Genomic DNA, 16242 nt, shown 5'->3' with positions numbered 1-16242 from the left:
GGTGATGCGGTTGCGGCGGACCGTCGGGTTCCCGCCGGACTCCACGGTGATGTTGGACCGGGCGTTGCCGGTGATGTCGTTGTCCTCGAACAGCCCGGCGCCGTTGTCGTGGACGAAGACGCCGCTTCGCTGGGAGTTGGCGATGCGGTTGCCGCGCACTCTCGGATTCCCGCCCGAGGCCACCACGATGTTGGACCGGACGTTGTCGGTGATGTCGTTGTCCTCGAACAGCCCGGCGCCCTTGCCGTGGACGTGCACGCCGCGGCCGGACACGTAGTGGACACGGCAGCGGTGGACGTGGGGGTCGGCGTCGCCGTGGACGGCCACGCCGGCGGACGCGCTCCCGCTGATGTCGCAGCCGTCCAGGACGAGCCGGCCGGTGCGGATGTCGACCACCGGCGCCTCGCCCGGCTGCCCGGTCGCCCGCAGCGTCAGCCCGCGCACCGACCCGTTCGCCGCGGTGAACACCACCACGCTGCCCGCGCCGGCCACCACGGTGATCTCCTCGACCGGCCCGTCCCCGACGATCTCCAGCGGCTTGTCGAGGATGAGCGGCCCGGGGTAGAGCCCGGGGCGGATCACGATCCGGTCGCCGGGCCGGGCGGCGCGGACCGCCGCGTCCACGGTGGAGAAGTCCCCCCGGCCCAGCGCGTCGACCACGTGTACCTCTACCGGGTGCGCCCGCACCGGACGCCCGGCGCGGTGACCCGCCGCGCCGTCGCCGGGCGTGCCGGGGAAGCTCCTCCCGGGCGCCGGCGCGCCTACGGCGAGCGCGTCGCGGATGCGGCGGGCCAGCACGGCTGTCGCCCGGCGGCTGCCCGGGCTCGACAGGTCGTGGAAGCGGCGTTCCCGCCAGTCGGTGTACTGCCGGGCGGCCAGCGCGGTGAGCAGGGCGTCGCCGGCGGCCCGTCCCGGTGTTTCCAGCTCCGGGACGCTGATCCAGTACACCGGTAGGATCAGGTCGGTACGGTCGAGCTGGCGTTCCCGGTCGACGAAACGGGCCAGCTCCCGCTGGCACTGCGGGCTGGCCACGAACGCCGGGGTCACGATCGGTATGAAGAACGTGACCGCGTCCAGGGAGCGGTTGATTCGTTCCTCCCAGGCCTGGCCCCAGGCGATGTCGTCCCGGTCCTGGAAGATCTGTAGCTCGCGGCGCCCGGTCTGCGCGCGCAGCTCGCCCTCGAGCCGCCGCCGGAACGCTGTGATCAGGCCGCTGTCGTGCTCGTCGTCGTCGTGTGCGTAGCTCAGGAAGGCCGCTGGCTCACCATCCGATCGACCCGCCACCCGTGCTCCCCGACAGTTCTCCGGCCAACGATTCAACAACTCATTGTGTACTCTATGTGATCATTACTGGACGGAGGGTAGTTGATTGCGGGTGGGGCAGGTCATGTGCCGGCGTCGCTCGGGTCCGCGATGCCGTGCTGGCGCAGGATGTCGGAGATCCGGGACGCCAGGGCGATGTCGAGGTCGGTGACACCCCCTTGTGAGTGGGTCCAGACTGTGAAGATCGTCATTCCGGGCACCTGATCAATAACGGGGTGATGGTTCATCTCGTTCGCGACAGTCGAGATCTTCCTGACCGCCTCGCTGGCGGTCTCCTCGTCCATGGCGACCCTGCGGACGATCGTCGATGTGTCGCCGCTCCACCCCGGCAGCGCGCTAAGGGCGTCGGCCACGCGGTGTGCGTCCAGCTTGGTGGGCATGGAGGAACCTCCGTCTGGTCCGGCCGGGCGGCCGTCGGATGGTGGCCGCCCGTGCCGTGCGTCCGCTGTGTCTGCTGTGCGTCCTCTTCGTGGCAGGCAGAGCCTGCTCGTTACGGAGCCCGCTCGTTACAGTGTCGTTCGTTATGAAGTCGTCCGGCATCCCGCGCGTGGTGGTGGCAGCGGCACTTGTTGATGTTCAGGGGCGGGTGCTGGCATGCTGTAGGCGAGGTCCGTCCGCGCTCGCCGGCGGCTGGGAGTTCCCCGGCGGCAAGGTCGAGCCCGGTGAGGACGAGGCCGCCGCTCTCGTCCGCGAGTGCCGGGAGGAGCTCGGGGTCGACATCGAGGTCGGCGCGCTCCTCGGCGAGGTGCCACTGCCGGCGGACGGCTGGGTGCTGCGGGTGCGTTTCGGGCGGATCGTCACGGGCGAGCCCAGGCTGATCACGCATTCGGCGCACCGCTGGCTCGCGCGGGACGAGCTCGACGACGTCCCCTGGCTGGCCCCGGACGCGCCGCTCATCGAAGATCTTCGCCGGCGCCTGGGCGCGACGTCGCCGGACACCCGGTCCGGCATCTGACCCGGCTTCGGTGCCTGGTCCGGTGCCTGCCTGGTCCGGTGTCTGGCTGGTCCGGTGTCTGGCTGGTCCGGTGTCTGGCTGGTCCGGTGTCTGGCTGGTCCGGCATCGGATCCGGCATCTGGCCGGGGCCCTGTCCGGGCCGGCGCTGGGCCGGCGGCGGGCTGCTAAAGTCAACGGATAGTTTCGATGATTACACTTTCTGTTGCCATCGACCGTCAGGTCGCCGGTATCCGTACCATGATGGTGGACACTCGCGGGCCGGGTCCGGATACGACGGTCTTCCAGACGCTCCCGCCTGGCGCGCGGCGTGTCCCGTCAGGTAGGACGGTGCGTCCCACCTGACGGGTCGGCGCGACCGCTGGCCGGCATCACCGTTGTCCGGCATCACTAGTCCAGGGGCGGCCGCCCCACGTCCCCACCGGAGCCTGTCACCGTGTCTGTCCGTGCCGATCTGCGTAATGTTGCGATCATCGCCCATGTCGACCACGGCAAGACGACGCTCGTCGACGCGATGCTGCGGCAGTCCGGTGCCTTCGGCGAGCACTCCGAGGCCACCGACCGGGTGATGGACTCGATGGACCTCGAGCGCGAGAAGGGCATCACGATCCTCGCCAAGAACACCGCGGTCCAGTACGGCGACGTCACGATCAACATCGTGGACACGCCGGGCCACGCGGACTTCGGCGGCGAGGTCGAACGCGGCCTGTCCATGGTGGACGGGGTCGTGCTGCTCGTCGACGCGAGCGAGGGGCCGCTGCCGCAGACCCGGTTCGTCCTGCGCAAGGCGCTGGAGGCCCGGCAGCCGGTCATCCTGGTCATCAACAAGGTGGACCGCTCCGACGCCCGGATCGCGGAGGTCGTCGACGCCACCTACGAGCTCTTCCTCGACCTGGACGCGGACGAGACCCAGATCGACTTCCCGATCGTCTACTGCAACGCCAAGGCCGGCCGGGCCTCGCTCGACCGCCCCGCCGACGGCGGCAACCCCGACTCGCCCGACCTCAAGCCGTTGTTCGACGTGCTGTTGACCACCATCCCGGCGCCGGTCTACGACCCCGAGGCGCCCCTGCAGGCGCTGGTCACCAACCTCGACGCGTCGCCCTACCTCGGGCGGCTGGCGCTGTGCCGCATCCACAACGGGACGCTGCGGCGCGGGCAGACCACCGCGCTGTGCCGCGCCGACGGCCGCGTCGACCGGGTAAAGATCACCGAGCTGCTGGTCACGAAGGCGCTGGAGCGGGTGCCGGGCGAGCAGGCGGGGCCCGGCGACATCATCGCCGTCGCCGGCATCCCCGACATCATGATCGGCGAGACGCTGGCCGACCCGGACGACCCCCGGCCGCTGCCCGTCATCACCGTGGACGAGCCGTCGATCAGCATGACGATCGGCATCAACACCTCCCCGCTCGCCGGCAGGTCCGGCACGAAGTTGACCGCGCGGCTGCTGCGCAACCGGCTGGACGCCGAGCTGGTCGGCAACGTCTCCATCCGGGTGCTGCCGACGCAGCGGCCGGACACCTGGGAGGTCCAGGGCCGCGGCGAGCTGGCGCTGGCGATCCTGGTGGAGCTGATGCGCCGGGAGGGCTTCGAGCTGACCGTCGGCAAGCCGCAGGTCGTCACCAGGGAGATCGACGGCAAGCGGCACGAACCGGTCGAGCGGCTCACCATCGACGCTCCCGACGAGTACCTCGGGACGCTCACCCAGCTGCTGGCGGTCCGCAAGGGACGCCTCGAGCAGATGATCAACCACGGCACCGGCTGGATCCGGATGGAATACCGGGTGCCGGCCCGGGGGCTGATCGGCTTCCGCACCGAGTTCCTGACCGAGACCCGCGGCACCGGGCTCATGCACCACGTCTTCGACTCCTACGAGCCGTGGTTCGGCGAGTTGCGCACCCGGGCGACGGGGTCGATGGTGGCCGACCGCGCCGGCGTGGCGACCGCCTACGCCCTGTACAACCTGGGGGAGCGCGGCACCCTGTTCATCGGGCCAACCACCGACGTCTACGAGGGCATGATCGTCGGGGAGAACTCCCGCGCGGACGACATGGACGTCAACCCCACCAAGGAGAAGAAGCTGACCAACATGCGTTCGTCCACCGGGGACGAACTGGTGCGGCTGACCCCGCACCGGCAGCTCTCCCTCGAGCAGGCGCTGGAGTTCTGCCGCGAGGACGAGTGCGTCGAGGTCACCCCCGGCCCGGTCCGGCTGCGCAAGGTCGCGCTGACCGCGGCCGAGCGGGAGAAGCTCCGCTCCCGCCGCCGCGCCAACTGACCCCGACGGCCGCGGCAGCCCCGGACCGAGGCCGGCCGTTGCCAGGGCCCGCTATCGTCGGCCGTTTCGATATTTTTCCCGGAAGTATTTCTCGCACAGGAACGCTATCGGGATGCCGGCCGCCGTGAGGGCATCCCGATGGTGCCACCAGTCGCTGTCCGTGCCGACCGCGATACGAGCTCCGCCGTGTGCGGCGGCTGTCGCCACGAACTTGCGGTCGGACGGATCGAAGTCGGCGAGAGCGGCGTCGTCCGGGAATTCCAGAAAATTTCCTTCGGCGTCCGGTGTGATCTCGACCCGGCTGCAGCATGCCTCGTTGTACTGGTTGTTCTGCGCCCAGCGAAAGAAGGCGTCGCCGATGCCGGGCTGGCCGGAGAAGTTCAGATGCCTGGCATATTCAGCTGTGATGAGACCGAGCGTGTCCAGCACGATTCCGCCGTGGGCGACCAGGTCCTGTAACAGGCCGATGCAGGCCAGCTCGCATTCCGCCGGCCATTCGTCACGGCCGTTGGCCACGATGGCGACGCCCGTGCCGACGACATGTTCCGGCGTCGGCTGCCAGACGCCGGGTCGTGGTCAGGCATCCGTGCCTCCGCGGGCTGTGCGCAGCCGATGCTCGGCAGACAGGCGCGCGACCGTCGCGATGTCGCTGAAGTCGTCCCCGAAGAATCCGTCGGGCCAGTTCCTGATATTGCCGGTCTCGTCCAGCTCCAGCTCTCGTAGCACTGATCCGTCCGGGCCGTACTCCACGAAGTAGAGCGCTACGTCGCCAGCGGTCACGACTCCCTCGGCAAGGCGACGCTGCAACCGCCGTAGCAGATGTTCGCTGTGGCTTTCGATCAGGAACTGAACGCCCTGCGTCCGCGCGGCGTCGATGAAAACGTCGGCCAGCTGTGACTGGACGCTCGGATGCAGGTGGATCTCGGGCTGCTCGAAGATGACCGTGCCGCTTCTCTCGGCATAATACGACTGGACGAGCACGGGGAGGATCTGGGAGACACCGAATCCGACGTCGGTCAGCAGTACCTCGGGGGAGTCAGGCCGTGTCCGCACCACCAGCTCGAATATCCGCCGTCCCGCGACGAGCTCCCGCAGTTCGAACGAATGGATGACCTTCATGTCCCGCAGCCAGCGCCCGACCTGTTCCGGTAGGGACGCGCCGCTGCCGTCCCGCACCGGGCCCGAGACGGAGCCGGCGGTTATCTGTGCGGCCAGCAGCGCCTCGACCGCCCGCTCGCCCTTCTTCCCGACATCGGACGGGACGGTGCCCGTCCACAGGTAGCTTCTTCTCGGGTTCTCCCGCATCGGGCCGACGTATGAGATCTTGGCCAGGGCTCGTTCGAACTCGTATTCCAGACCGCCGAGTGCGTTTATCTCGGTGGGTGGGATATCGTCGAGTTCCGGGAATCCATAGAATCTTGTCGGAACTCCGAGATTGTGTCTTTCGCTGTGGCTGACGCTGTGCAGGCGGTAGGAGTCCGGTCCGTTCCGATTCACCGAGAAATACTCGTTCGCGATCGAGTAGCCGAAGTTGTCGACGGCAAGTGGTCCGTCGGGGGCCTGTATGATCTTCGCGTCGAAGTGCAGTGGGGCATAGTAGTCGTCCAGGAGGATGAAGCCTTCGAGGAGGTCGGTTCTTTCGCCGGTCCAACTGATGGTGAACGACAGGCTGTCGGCTGCCCGGTGGTTGTGAACAAGATCGTTGAAGGTGCCCAGTTCGACGAGGGAGTTTGCGTCACCGAGGTCGAGAACGCGCCGGCGGTCGGTGTTGGCCGCGCTCTGTCTGAGTAGCAGCAGGAGTTGGATCAGGCTGGTCTTTCCGGAGCTGTTCGCCCCGAACAACACGGTGACCGGGGCGAGTCTGATGGCACCGGAGTCCCGCCAGCTCTTGAAATTCTGTATGCGCAGGCCGGTCAACATGGTTCCCTCCTTCGAGGATCTCCGTCTATTCTGACAGAGCGTGAGCACCGGCTCCGATGTGCGTCGTGCGTGGCAGACCATGGCAACGTGGGGCGCCGGTCCCCGGGGCGGTGCCACGGCGGTCGGGCCTGCGGGCTAGGTCGGTTCGGTCGTCATGCTGCTTTCCCGACCGGCTGATCTCCACTTGGCCGTGGCTGACCGTGCCGTACAACATGCCGTGTCCGCGACGGTACCCGGACGGCAGCGGGAAACCGCAGTCGCCAGGAGGCCGTGCCACGCCGGGGGAACGCGCTGGCGTGCACCAAATCATAATTAATCATAGCACATCATGATATATAGGGATCAAAGCGGACAATATCGAAATATCAGTCAAAGCGTCAGCCGCTGTGGAGGGTGTGTTCGATGAGGAGGGCCGCGCCGAGCTCGAGGATGTCCTCGGACAGCGGTCTGCCCAGCAGTTCCTTGGCCTGTGCGAGCCGGTAGCTGACCGTCTTGTGGTGCACGTGCAGCAGCCGGGCGGTGCGTGTTCTGCTGCATCCCTGGGAAAGGAACGTCAGCAGCGTTTCGCGCAGCCGCCGGCAGTCCTCGTTGCGGCGGCCGAGGGCGCCGAGACGTTCGTCCGCGAGCCGCTGGGCGCGCCCGGGGTCGGCGCACAGCAGCGCGGCGAGTTCGACGTCACGGTGCCGGACCACGCCGGCGCCGGCCTGCCCGCTCAGCCGTGCGACGCGCTCGGCATCGCGGGCCTGGTAGTGGGACCGGCGGAACCCGGCCCGGCCCCGTCCCACGGATCCCATGCCGCCGAGCGTTCCGACCAGCGGAGTAGCCGCGATCCTGGCCAGGGTGTCCTCGTCCGGCCGGGCCGGCCAGCCGAACCAGGCCCACCACGTGCCGTCGCCCACCGGCAGCGTGAGCACCGCTGACGCGGCCGCGGCGCCCAGGTCGTCCAGCGCGCGCCGGACGTCGCCACCGGCGCCGGTCGGCGCGAGCACCATTGCCACGTGATGGGCCCGCACGTCGTAGCGGAGCAGTGAGCTCACCGCGATCTCGTCCACCGGGTCGTCGGCGACGAGCTCACAGATGAGGTCGCTGGGCGCGCGGTGCTGGAAGACACGCGGGACGTGCCCGCCGAACTCGGCGTGGTACTCGTCGACCAGGTGCGCGCAGGAGTGGTCGACGAACGTGAAGATGTGCTGGGAGGACAGCGACAGGACCTCGCGCAGCAGGTCGAGGTCGGCCACCCGTTCGCCGACGTGGGCGCTCCACATCTGCCAGAGCAGCCCGTGGCCGTAGTGGTAGGCGCGCAGCAGGTCGGTGACGTCCCCGCCGCCGAGGATCGAGTGGCGCAGCAGGTTGCGGGCGCCCAGGGGCGGCTCGATCGCCGTGGCCGGGATGCCGAAGGCCAGCGTGGAGAAGATCGCACCGACGTTCTGGTCGGTGCTCTCGCGCACCGCGTCGACGGCCGCCGGCGTCCGGTTCGGTACCAGGGTCGGCTGGCCGGCGAGAACCTGTTCGGTGATCTCGGCGGCGATCTCGGTGGAGCGCAGCAGCAGTTCGTGTGCGCAGCGCTGGATCGCTTCCGTGGCGGATGCGTACTCGGCCGGTTTCGGAGCGTCTAACGCGGGCTCCGTGTCGCGCTTCCCGGGCATCGGCCGAGCGTAACAGTTTCTCCGGTGAGAAGTGGTGTACGTCACATCAAGCTTGTCCCTTCTGCCGGCTCCCCTGCTCCGTTCGGGACAGCCCACCCCCGCGCCGCGGGATACCGCCGGTCGTCGCTGGCGGTCCGGGTGACGCCCGTCCCGCAGCCTTGCCAGTGCCGGATATTGGCGCACCGATCGTGCTCCGCCACAATTCCTGCCAACAGGAAAACCGGCGCGGCCGAAGCAGGTGAAAACCTTTCCCGCCGCGTGGGAACACATACCCGACGATGCGGGGGCCCGCATGCTGACCGCTGAAAAAATCCTACCCCGGGGCCATGACAAAAACGCGCCCCAGCCGGCCTGGATCGAAGATCTGCGTGGCCGCTACACCACCGAGAGGGAGATCGACGCGATTCTCACCCGTCGGCTCGGGCGACGCGCCGGCCCGGGTTATGCGCCGCAGTCCCTGGCCACGCTGCGGGCCGGTGTGGAGGCGCTGCTGCACGACGAACTCGACGAGCCCTTCACCGTCCTCGACACCCGCTGGCTGACCGGCGGCGCGTCGAAGGTGCAGATGGCCTTCACCCTCGACTGGGTCGAACCGGGTGTCGGCCGCACCCGGACACCGATGGTCCTGCGGATGGAACCGGCCGAGTCGATCGTCGAGACCAGCCGATTACGGGAGTTCCAGCTGATCAGGGCCATGCGGGGGGTCGTGCCGGTGCCCCCGGCGTACTGGGTCGACGCGGACGGCAGCCACCTGCCCTATCCGGCACTGATCTACGGTTTCGCGCCGGGGGCGACCAGGCCCTCGACGGCGACCAGCGGTGTCAGCGGGCTCGGCATCAACTTCGGGCCCGCGTTGCGCGGCCCGCTGGCCTCGCAGTTCGTCGAGCACCTCGCCGCCGTCCACACGTTCGACTTCAGCGGCGCGCAGCTCGGCGCATTTGACGTCCCGCAGGCCGGGACGCAGAGCGTGGAATGGGGCCTGAACTGGTGGGCCCGCGTCTGGGAGGAGGACTGCGGCGAGGAGGTGCCCCTGATGAACCTCGCCGCCCACTGGATGCGCCAGAACATGCCGCCGGCCGACCGCATCTGCGTCGTCCACGGCGACTACCGGGCGGGGAACTACCTGTTCACCGAGGCCGACGCCCGCATCACGGCGTTGCTGGACTGGGAACTCGGCCGGCTCGGCGACCGCCACCAGGACCTCGCCTACCTGGCCACCCCCGTCTTCGGTCACCTCGCGGAGGACGGCGCCACCTTCCTGGCCAGCGGCCTGCTGCCGCCCGACGAGCTCTACGAGGCGTACGAGAAGGCGTCGGGGCTCACCGTCGACCCCCGCCGGCTGCATTTCTACAAGATATACAACGCGTTCTTCCTCGCTGCCCTGACGCTCGGGACGGGATATCGGATCGCTCGCGGTGGGAAAACGCACCAGGACGTTCTCGTAGCCTGGCTGATCGGGATTGGGAGTCTGTTGCTGGACGAGATACGCATGCTTCTCGAGAAAGGTTTCTGACAATGATGGTGCGCCCTGACACCCAGCTCCGGACGATTATCAGGGCAATGACGGAGGTTGTCCTGCCCGCGGTCGACCCGGCCAACCAGATGGCCCAGGAACAGGCCCAGGTGGTGGTCGGCACCCTCCTGCTGATGGCCGAGCGGTTACCCCTGCAGTTCCAGTTCGACCGCGACGAGCTACAGCGGCTGACCGACTTCGCCGAACAGCTCGCGGGGGTGGCGAGCGGGGGGCCGCGGACGTCGGATCTGATCACCCGTCTCGCCGCGGACGCGCGGGCCGGCAGAGACGTCCTGGAACGCGCGAAGGCCGACCCCGCCGAGCTGGTGGACACCGTCCGCCAGCTACGGGCCGTCGCGGGCGCCGTCGTCGACACCGTCTTTGCCGACGCCGCCGCCGCGCCCTGCCGCGACGCGGTATGGCACGAGGTACTGACCATGTCCCGCGATCAGCTCCTCCGGGAGCGGGCGTGGGTCCTGCCCCAGGGGTTCGAGCAGGACCCGTCGAGCCTGCCGTCCCTCGACAGCCTCCTCGGGACGGCCGCTGCCACCGGATAAAGCCCCCACCTGGTCACCCGGCGCCGGCCTTACGCGTCCCGGCGTCCCGGCGTCCCGGCCATGACCGCTGGGCCGATCCGTGGCCCCGACCGGCCCAGCCGTCCCGTCCGTGCCTGCTGTCCGCGTCCTGTCCTGTCCGGTCCCGGTCCTGTCCTGTCGATGACCGTTCCGCGGACGGAGTACGAGCCGAAGGAAACGTCATGAGTGCCGATCTCGCACGCTTCGAGGGTGTCGTCTCGGACGACAACCAGCCTCTGTGGAACCAGAGCTACTACCTGAACTTCTACGACCCGCGGACCCGCATCGGCTGCTTCGTCCGGATGGGTCTGCTGGAGAACCAGCGGCACGCCAACAACTGGCTGATCGTCTTCCGGGACGGCCTGCCGGTCTTCGTCCGCACGAACCTCACCCTGCCCTACACCGACGACCGCCCGGAGAAGGGCGTCACCCTGGCGGGTGTGCACGTGCGGTCGCTGTCCCCGCTGTCGAGCACCCGGGTGACGTTCGCCGAAGGCGACTTCGGCCTCGATCTGCGGTGGGACACGATCTACCCGCTTGCCGACTGCATCGCCCTGACCCGGGACGCGGAGGGCTCGTTCGCCCGGGAGATGGCCCAGGTCCATCTGGAGGGCCCCTGCACGGTCGCCGGGCAGGTCACCGTCCGGGGCAGGCGGACCGAGGTCGCCGGCAGCGGGTTTCGTGACGTCGCCGCTGGTGTCCGTAACTGGGACGGTGTCCGGCACTACCGTCTCGCCTGGCCGGTCTTTGACGACGGCACGGCGTTCGCCGGCGTCCACGGCGTGTCGACCGGGGGCGCCGACGCCTACATGCGGATGTTCCACGACGGCCGGCAGTGGCTGCGCGTCACCCGTATCGACGATCACAACGAGTACGCGCCCGGCCCCTTCCAGGTCTCGCGAATGGACTGGGCGTTCACCGACGAGAAGGGGCGGACGTCCGGTTTCACCGCCCGGCCGCTGTTCAGCTGGTTGCTGCCCCAGGACTCGTTCGTGATCTGTGAGCAGATGATGGAGTACCGCCTGGCCGACGGCACGCTCGGCTACGGCCTGTGCGAGGGCGGTTTCCGGCTGCCATGGAGCGTCCCGAGCCCGGCCGGGCAGCCCGACGGGAGCAGCCAGGTGGCTGTGGGCAGCGGGCAGGGCGGTGGCTGACGGCGCCGGCTGGCAGCAGCGGTTGGCGGCACCGACTGATCGAGCTGGACACACCCTGCCCCGCCCGCGGTCGTCGATCTCGTACGGTCGTCGATGTGAATGCCATCGGTGCGGATATCCCGGGGGACGCTCCCGGGGACGTCGCCAGTCGCCTCCCCGGAGATACGGTGTCCGCCCGCCGTCCGGCCGGGCCGCCGGCGCGGCGGATCGTGTTCGTGCACGCGCATCCCGATGACGAGGTGATCGGTACGGGCGTGACCATGGCGTCCTACGCGGCGGCGCCGGACACCGCGGTCACCCTGGTCACCTGCACGCTGGGGGAGATGGGCGAGGTGCTCGTCCCGGGGCTGGCCAACCTGCGGTCGGATCTCGGCGACCAGCTCGGCGGGTACCGGATGGGGGAGCTGGCCGCGGCCTGCGCGGCGCTCGGCGTCAGCGACCAGCGCTTCCTCGGCGGGGCCGGCCGCTGGCGGGACAGCGGCATGATGGGGACCCCGGGCAACGACGACCCCCGCTGCCTGTGGCGGGCCGACCTCGACGTCGTCACCGCCGCGCTCGTCGGCATCGTCCGGGAGGTCCGCCCGCAGGTGCTCGTCAGCTACGACGCGAACGGCGGCTACGGGCATCCCGACCACATCCGCGCCCATCAGGCCACCGTGCGCGCGTTCGACGCGGCGGCCGACCCGGGCTTCGCACCCGAGGCCGGCCCGCCGTGGCAGCCGCTGAAACTGTACGAGACAGCCATGCCGCGCTCGGTGCTCCAGGCCGGGATCGACTACTTCCGCTCGGCGGGCACCGGCCAGGAGCTGCTCGCCGGGGTGGAGTCGGCCGAGGACGTGCCGATGACGGTGCCGGACGAGGCCGTCACCACCGAGATCGAGGCGAATCCCTACTATGAGGCGAAGGTCGCGGCGATGCGGGCGCACGCCACCCAGATGACGACGGACGGCTTCTTCTTCGCGCTGGCGGACGGTATCGGCCATCGTGCGTGGGGTACCGAGCACTACGTCCTCACCCGGGGCAGGCGCGGGCCGGGCGCCGGGCCGTACGGGCGGGAGACCGACCTGTTCGCGGGGGTGGATCTCGATGTCCGTGACTGATCGCCGAGCCGGTCGGGCGAGCGGGGCGGGACATGGCCGGGATGGCCGGGATGGCCGGGATGGCCGGGGCGGCCGCGCGGGCGGGGGGCACATGGCCGGTGAAGATCTTGAAATGTCCCGCCTGTTCCTGGGCTCGGCCTACACGTTCGGTGCCTTCGGGGGGCTTGGGCTCGGCCTCTACGGGGTGTTCCTCGTGCCCGCGGGCCCGCGTACCGGCGGGGTGCTGCTGTCGGTCGGCGTCGCCGTCGCCGTGGTCGGGAACACGGGCCTGGCGGTGCTGGCGCGCTGGCTGACCGGCACCCGGCTCGGCGCCGTGATCCCGCTGGCCGGCTGGGTGCCGGTCGTGCTGTGGCTGGCCGCCGCGCGTCCCGAGGGGGACCTGCTGCTGCAGGCCAAGGCCGCCGGATACCTGTTCATGGTCCTCGGCGCGCTCGCGCCGGTGGTCGTGGCGATGATCGGGCTGCCGCCGCGCGGCCTGTCCGCCGTGCCGCTGCCCGGCCCGCGCGGCCGGTGACCGCCGCGGCCCGGCCCGGTCCGGACACGGCCGGTCCTTCGGCCCCGCCGGCTTCCCGGCTTCCCGGCTTCCCGCCTTCCCGGGCTTCGCCCCGGAGTTGGCCGAGCCCGGCTCCGGGCCCGTTGAGCCCAGCTCGGGGCCAGCCCTGGGCCAGCCTCGGGGCCAGCCCAGGGCCTGCTTCAGGAGCTGGGTCAGTTCAGGCGCGCCCGGGCGGCATGCGCGGCCTCGCGGGCGGCCGCCGCGGCGGCCGGCTCCAGCGGCCCGACCGCGTCGGCGAACGCCGTGAGATCCTCGGCGCCGCCCAGGAAGTCGCCGAGACGCACGCGCAGCTCCCCGCGCTCCCGGCGCAGGTGCACCGGGTGGTGGGGCAGCAGCAGGGACAGCTCGACGGCCCACAGCCGTGTCGTGGTGGCCTCCGTCCGGGCCGCCCAGACCCGGATGTTGCCCAGCACCCGCATCAGCAGGTCCACCGGGCCCATCGGCGCGAGGTACGCGCGGGTGAACGGCGCCCCGGTGGAGCGGACCCGTTCCGCGGCCTCGTGCACCGTGATCAGCCGGCCGCCGCAGAACGGGTCGACCAGGACGTTGCGGCCGGGCGAGCCGATACCGACGATGACGTGTCCGGGCAGCCCGACGGGATAGGCCGGGATCCCGAGGCGGCGGGCGACCTCCACCCAGACCACGGACAGCATGATCGGCAGGCCGCGCCGGCGGCGGAGCACCGAGCTGAGCAGAGAGGAGGACAGGCTGTCATAGTCCGCGGGGTCACCGTGGAATCCGCCTCGTACCCCGAGCGACTGCCGCAGGATCTCGGCGGCGGTGCGCACGTCCAGGCCGGCGAGCGTCTGGCCGGCGGCCGGCCCTTCCGCCGTGCCGGCGGCCGCGCCACCGGCGCCGCCAGCGCTGTCGGGGTCCCGAGCGGTGGCATCGGCGAGCCGGCCGGTCTGCGCGGCCAGCGCGTCCAGCTGGGCGAGCTCCCGCGCCGGGTCGAGGCCGGCCTCGGCCTCGGCCGCGATCAGCAGGCAGGCCAGCCCGAGATCGACGGGCTCCTGCCGGACGGTTTCAGCAAACTGGCGTCGTGTCCGTACAGTCATTGCGGGTTCGCCTCCGTCTGCCCCGCGGCCTGCCCCGAGCTGGACCGGCGTACCGGCTGTGGCGGGACCCGCCGCCCGGCGACCAGATCTGTTTCGGCGACTCTCACGATAGAACCGTCCCTGGTGCGTATCGTCAGGCAGCGATCGGCCCAGGACAGCAGCTCCCCCACGACGTCGGTCAGTGGCAGGGGCCCGGCGGCCCGTCGGCGGATCGATACCCTGGCGCCGGTGTCAGCAGGAGTGATACGGACGACATACACGACAAGCGAACGCCCTTGGTGTCGACACGGAACCGTTCAGGTCGATACTAGGGAATCAGTCGCCCGTGAGCCGAGGAGGAACAACCGGTGACCTACGTCATCGCGGAGCCTTGCGTCGATGTGAAGGACAAGGCCTGCATTGAGGAGTGCCCGGTCGACTGCATCTACGAGGGCGGACGGATGCTTTACATCCAGCCTGACGAGTGCGTCGACTGCGGAGCGTGCGAGCCCGTCTGTCCGGTGGAGGCCATTTACTACGAGGACGACGTGCCTGACCAGTGGAAGGGCTTCTCGGACTCGAACGCCCTGTTCTTCGAGGAGCTCGGCTCGCCGGGCGGGGCGTCGAAGGTGGGGGCGCTCGACTTCGACCCGCCCAGCGTCGCCGCGTTGGCGCCGCAGGCTGAGTCCTGACCGGGTCCGTGGGGCCTGCCGCGGCCACCGGGCTTCGGCAGGCCCGTCACCGCCGCGTGCGGCTGCCTGACTTCCCCTGGGACGCGCTGGCCCCGTTCGCGGAGAAGGCCCGTGCCCACCCGTACGGGCTGGTCGACCTCTCCGTCGGCACACCGGTGGACGCGACACCGCTGGTCGTCCAGCATGCCCTGGCCGCGGCGGCCAACGCGCCGGGCTATCCGACGACCGCCGGCACGCCCGAGCTGCGGGATGCCGCCGCCGGCTGGCTGGCGCGCCGGCTGGGCGTGATCGTCGACCCGTCCGCCGTGCTGCCGGTGATCGGGACGAAGGAGCTGGTCGCGCAGCTGCCCGGCCAGCTCGGGCTCGGCCCGGGGGACCGGGTCTGGATCCCGGCTCCGGCCTACCCGACATACGAGGTCGGGGCTCTGCTGGCCCGGTGCGAACCGGTCCTGGGCCCGGCGGACGGCGTGGGGCTGGTGTGGCTGAACACCCCGGCCAACCCGTCCGGGCGGGTACTGACCGTGGACGAGATGCGCGCCGTCATCGGCTGGGCGCGGGAGCGCGGCATCGTCGTCGCCAGCGACGAGTGCTACATCGAGCTGGGCTGGGAGGCCCGTCCCGTCTCGGTGCTGCACCCGGACGTCTGCGGCGGCTCGCACGAGGGGCTGCTCGCCGTCCACTCGCTGTCGAAACGGTCGAACCTCGCCGGCTACCGGGCCGGGTTCGTCACCGGGGATCCCCGGCTGGTGGCGGGCCTGCTGGAGGTCCGCCGGCACGCGGGCGCGATGGTGCCCACACCGGTCCAGGCCGCGATGACGGCCGCCCTGGCCGACGACATGCACGTCGCCGAGCAGCGGGCGCGTTACGCCAACCGCCGGGCCGTGCTCGCGGCGGCGCTGGCGGTCGCCGGTTTCACGATCGAACACAGCGAGGCCGGGCTCTACCTGTGGGCGACTCGCGGCGAGGACGCGTGGGCCACCGTGGACGCGCTGGCCACGGTGGGTGTGCTCGTCGCCCCCGGGACGTTCTACGGTGAGGTCGGCCGTCGGCACGTGCGGATCGCCCTGACCGGGCCGGACGCGCAGATCGCCACCGTGCCGGAACGGATGGCAGTGCTGCCGCCGCCGCAGGCTCCCGCGCCGTCCGTGGGGGGATATCATCCCGATGCCCGTACGACTGGGGCACACCCGGTGACGGCTCCTTCCTCGGCACCTCCGTTGGCGGCCCATCAGCTGTCCGCACCTCGTCCGCCTGCGGGCCAGCCGGTACGGGGCCCGCAGCCCGGCTCCACCGGCACGGGAGCGTTTCCCGTCGCGGCCTGGCCCACCTACGACGCCCCCGGCTACAGCACCTCCGGCCATGACAATCCTGCCTACGACAAGGCCGCCTATGACGGTGCCGGTTACGACGGCAACGGCGGGCACGGCGTCCAGGTCACAACAGAACCACCGGACATCCGGTAACCCCCAAATTGTGCCTTTGGCACAATTTGGGGACCCCTA

General features: G+C 70.4%; 16 protein-coding genes. 9 read left to right on the top strand and 7 right to left on the bottom strand.

Annotation, left to right across the window (positions count from 1 at the left end; translation table 11 throughout):
- Window positions 1-1284, bottom strand: a 1284-nt coding sequence (locus AC5LSR_RS03995; RefSeq protein ID WP_493468150.1) for a right-handed parallel beta-helix repeat-containing protein, incomplete at its 3' end; no start/stop codon positions are given.
- A 101-nt stretch (window positions 1285-1385) separates the two neighbouring features.
- Window positions 1386-1703 carry a 4a-hydroxytetrahydrobiopterin dehydratase gene (locus tag AC5LSR_RS03990; protein ID WP_250283574.1) on the bottom strand — a complete coding sequence of 106 codons (318 nt, stop codon included), beginning with the start codon at window positions 1701-1703 and terminating at the stop codon, window positions 1386-1388.
- 143 nt (window positions 1704-1846) lie between these two features.
- On the opposite strand from AC5LSR_RS03990, the gene AC5LSR_RS03985 reads away from it, so the two are divergent.
- Window positions 1847-2278: a (deoxy)nucleoside triphosphate pyrophosphohydrolase gene (locus AC5LSR_RS03985; RefSeq protein WP_250283609.1), complete on the top strand. Its 432-nt coding sequence runs from the start codon at window positions 1847-1849 to the stop codon at window positions 2276-2278.
- A gap of 433 nt (window positions 2279-2711) precedes the next feature.
- Complete coding sequence (gene typA / locus AC5LSR_RS03980) at window positions 2712-4553, top strand: translational GTPase TypA (RefSeq protein ID WP_250283576.1); 1842 nt, start codon at window positions 2712-2714, stop codon at window positions 4551-4553.
- Window positions 4554-4604: 51 nt separating this feature from the next.
- Here the strand turns inward: typA and AC5LSR_RS03975 are convergent, their stop codons facing one another.
- From AC5LSR_RS03975 to AC5LSR_RS03965, 3 genes are all read right to left on the bottom strand, one after another.
- Window positions 4605-5069: a hypothetical protein gene (locus AC5LSR_RS03975; protein WP_493468149.1), complete on the bottom strand. Its 465-nt coding sequence runs from the start codon at window positions 5067-5069 to the stop codon at window positions 4605-4607.
- Window positions 5070-5129: 60 nt separating this feature from the next.
- Window positions 5130-6473 (bottom strand): DUF3696 domain-containing protein, encoded by a 1344-nt coding sequence (locus AC5LSR_RS03970; RefSeq protein ID WP_250283580.1) that lies wholly within the window; start codon window positions 6471-6473, stop codon window positions 5130-5132.
- A 377-nt stretch (window positions 6474-6850) separates the two neighbouring features.
- Window positions 6851-8119: a PucR family transcriptional regulator gene (locus AC5LSR_RS03965; protein ID WP_250283582.1), complete on the bottom strand. Its 1269-nt coding sequence runs from the start codon at window positions 8117-8119 to the stop codon at window positions 6851-6853.
- Window positions 8120-8357: 238 nt separating this feature from the next.
- Between AC5LSR_RS03965 and AC5LSR_RS03960 the strand changes: the two genes are divergently transcribed.
- The 5 genes from AC5LSR_RS03960 to AC5LSR_RS03940 all read left to right on the top strand — a co-directional run bounded on the left by AC5LSR_RS03960 (window position 8358) and on the right by AC5LSR_RS03940 (window position 12975).
- Window positions 8358-9632 (top strand): phosphotransferase family protein, encoded by a 1275-nt coding sequence (locus AC5LSR_RS03960; RefSeq protein WP_493468148.1) that lies wholly within the window; start codon window positions 8358-8360, stop codon window positions 9630-9632.
- Window positions 9633-9679: 47 nt separating this feature from the next.
- The gene (locus AC5LSR_RS03955) at window positions 9680-10189 is read left to right on the top strand and encodes a hypothetical protein (RefSeq protein ID WP_250283586.1); all 510 of its coding nucleotides are present in this window, start codon (window positions 9680-9682) and stop codon (window positions 10187-10189) included.
- Window positions 10190-10389: 200 nt separating this feature from the next.
- Complete coding sequence (locus AC5LSR_RS03950; protein ID WP_250283588.1) at window positions 10390-11361, top strand: DUF7064 domain-containing protein; 972 nt, start codon at window positions 10390-10392, stop codon at window positions 11359-11361.
- Window positions 11362-11528: 167 nt separating this feature from the next.
- A complete protein-coding gene (gene mshB, locus AC5LSR_RS03945) occupies window positions 11529-12461 on the top strand; it encodes an N-acetyl-1-D-myo-inositol-2-amino-2-deoxy-alpha-D-glucopyranoside deacetylase (protein ID WP_250283590.1) in 933 nt (310 codons plus the stop codon).
- Between the two features lie 112 nt (window positions 12462-12573).
- Entirely contained in the window at window positions 12574-12975 is a 402-nt protein-coding gene (locus tag AC5LSR_RS03940) for a DUF6113 family protein (RefSeq protein ID WP_445548252.1), read from the top strand.
- 191 nt (window positions 12976-13166) lie between these two features.
- Here AC5LSR_RS03940 and AC5LSR_RS03935 read toward each other — a convergent pair whose 3' ends face one another.
- Entirely contained in the window at window positions 13167-14069 is a 903-nt protein-coding gene (locus AC5LSR_RS03935; protein WP_250283593.1) for a transglutaminase family protein, read from the bottom strand.
- On the bottom strand, window positions 14066-14329 hold the full coding sequence (locus AC5LSR_RS03930) for a putative acetyltransferase (protein WP_445548253.1): 264 nt from the start codon (window positions 14327-14329) through the stop codon (window positions 14066-14068). Before AC5LSR_RS03930 ends, AC5LSR_RS03935 begins: the two co-directional genes overlap by 4 nt.
- Window positions 14330-14416: 87 nt before the next feature.
- Here AC5LSR_RS03930 and fdxA point away from each other — a divergent pair, with 87 nt between their 5' ends.
- Complete coding sequence (fdxA, locus tag AC5LSR_RS03925) at window positions 14417-14740, top strand: ferredoxin (protein WP_250283594.1); 324 nt, start codon at window positions 14417-14419, stop codon at window positions 14738-14740.
- A gap of 56 nt (window positions 14741-14796) precedes the next feature.
- The gene (dapC, locus tag AC5LSR_RS03920; RefSeq protein WP_445548254.1) at window positions 14797-16203 is read left to right on the top strand and encodes a succinyldiaminopimelate transaminase; all 1407 of its coding nucleotides are present in this window, start codon (window positions 14797-14799) and stop codon (window positions 16201-16203) included.
- The last annotated feature ends 39 nt before the right edge of the window (window positions 16204-16242 follow it).

Source organism: Protofrankia sp. CiP1_Cm_nod4, assembly GCF_982290645.1.
This window is presented reverse-complemented; position numbering and strand designations above follow the sequence as displayed.

Coding starts and splice junctions, on each gene's coding strand:
- AC5LSR_RS03990 (WP_250283574.1), bottom strand. CDS start 1,703: ATGCCCACCAAGCTGGACGCACACCGCGTGGCCGACGCCCTTAGCGCG.
- AC5LSR_RS03985 (WP_250283609.1), top strand. CDS start 1,847: ATGAAGTCGTCCGGCATCCCGCGCGTGGTGGTGGCAGCGGCACTTGTT.
- AC5LSR_RS03970 (WP_250283580.1), bottom strand. CDS start 6,473: ATGTTGACCGGCCTGCGCATACAGAATTTCAAGAGCTGGCGGGACTCC.
- AC5LSR_RS03965 (WP_250283582.1), bottom strand. CDS start 8,119: ATGCCCGGGAAGCGCGACACGGAGCCCGCGTTAGACGCTCCGAAACCG.
- AC5LSR_RS03955 (WP_250283586.1), top strand. CDS start 9,680: ATGACGGAGGTTGTCCTGCCCGCGGTCGACCCGGCCAACCAGATGGCC.
- AC5LSR_RS03950 (WP_250283588.1), top strand. CDS start 10,390: ATGAGTGCCGATCTCGCACGCTTCGAGGGTGTCGTCTCGGACGACAAC.
- AC5LSR_RS03940 (WP_445548252.1), top strand. CDS start 12,574: ATGTCCCGCCTGTTCCTGGGCTCGGCCTACACGTTCGGTGCCTTCGGG.
- AC5LSR_RS03935 (WP_250283593.1), bottom strand. CDS start 14,069: ATGACTGTACGGACACGACGCCAGTTTGCTGAAACCGTCCGGCAGGAG.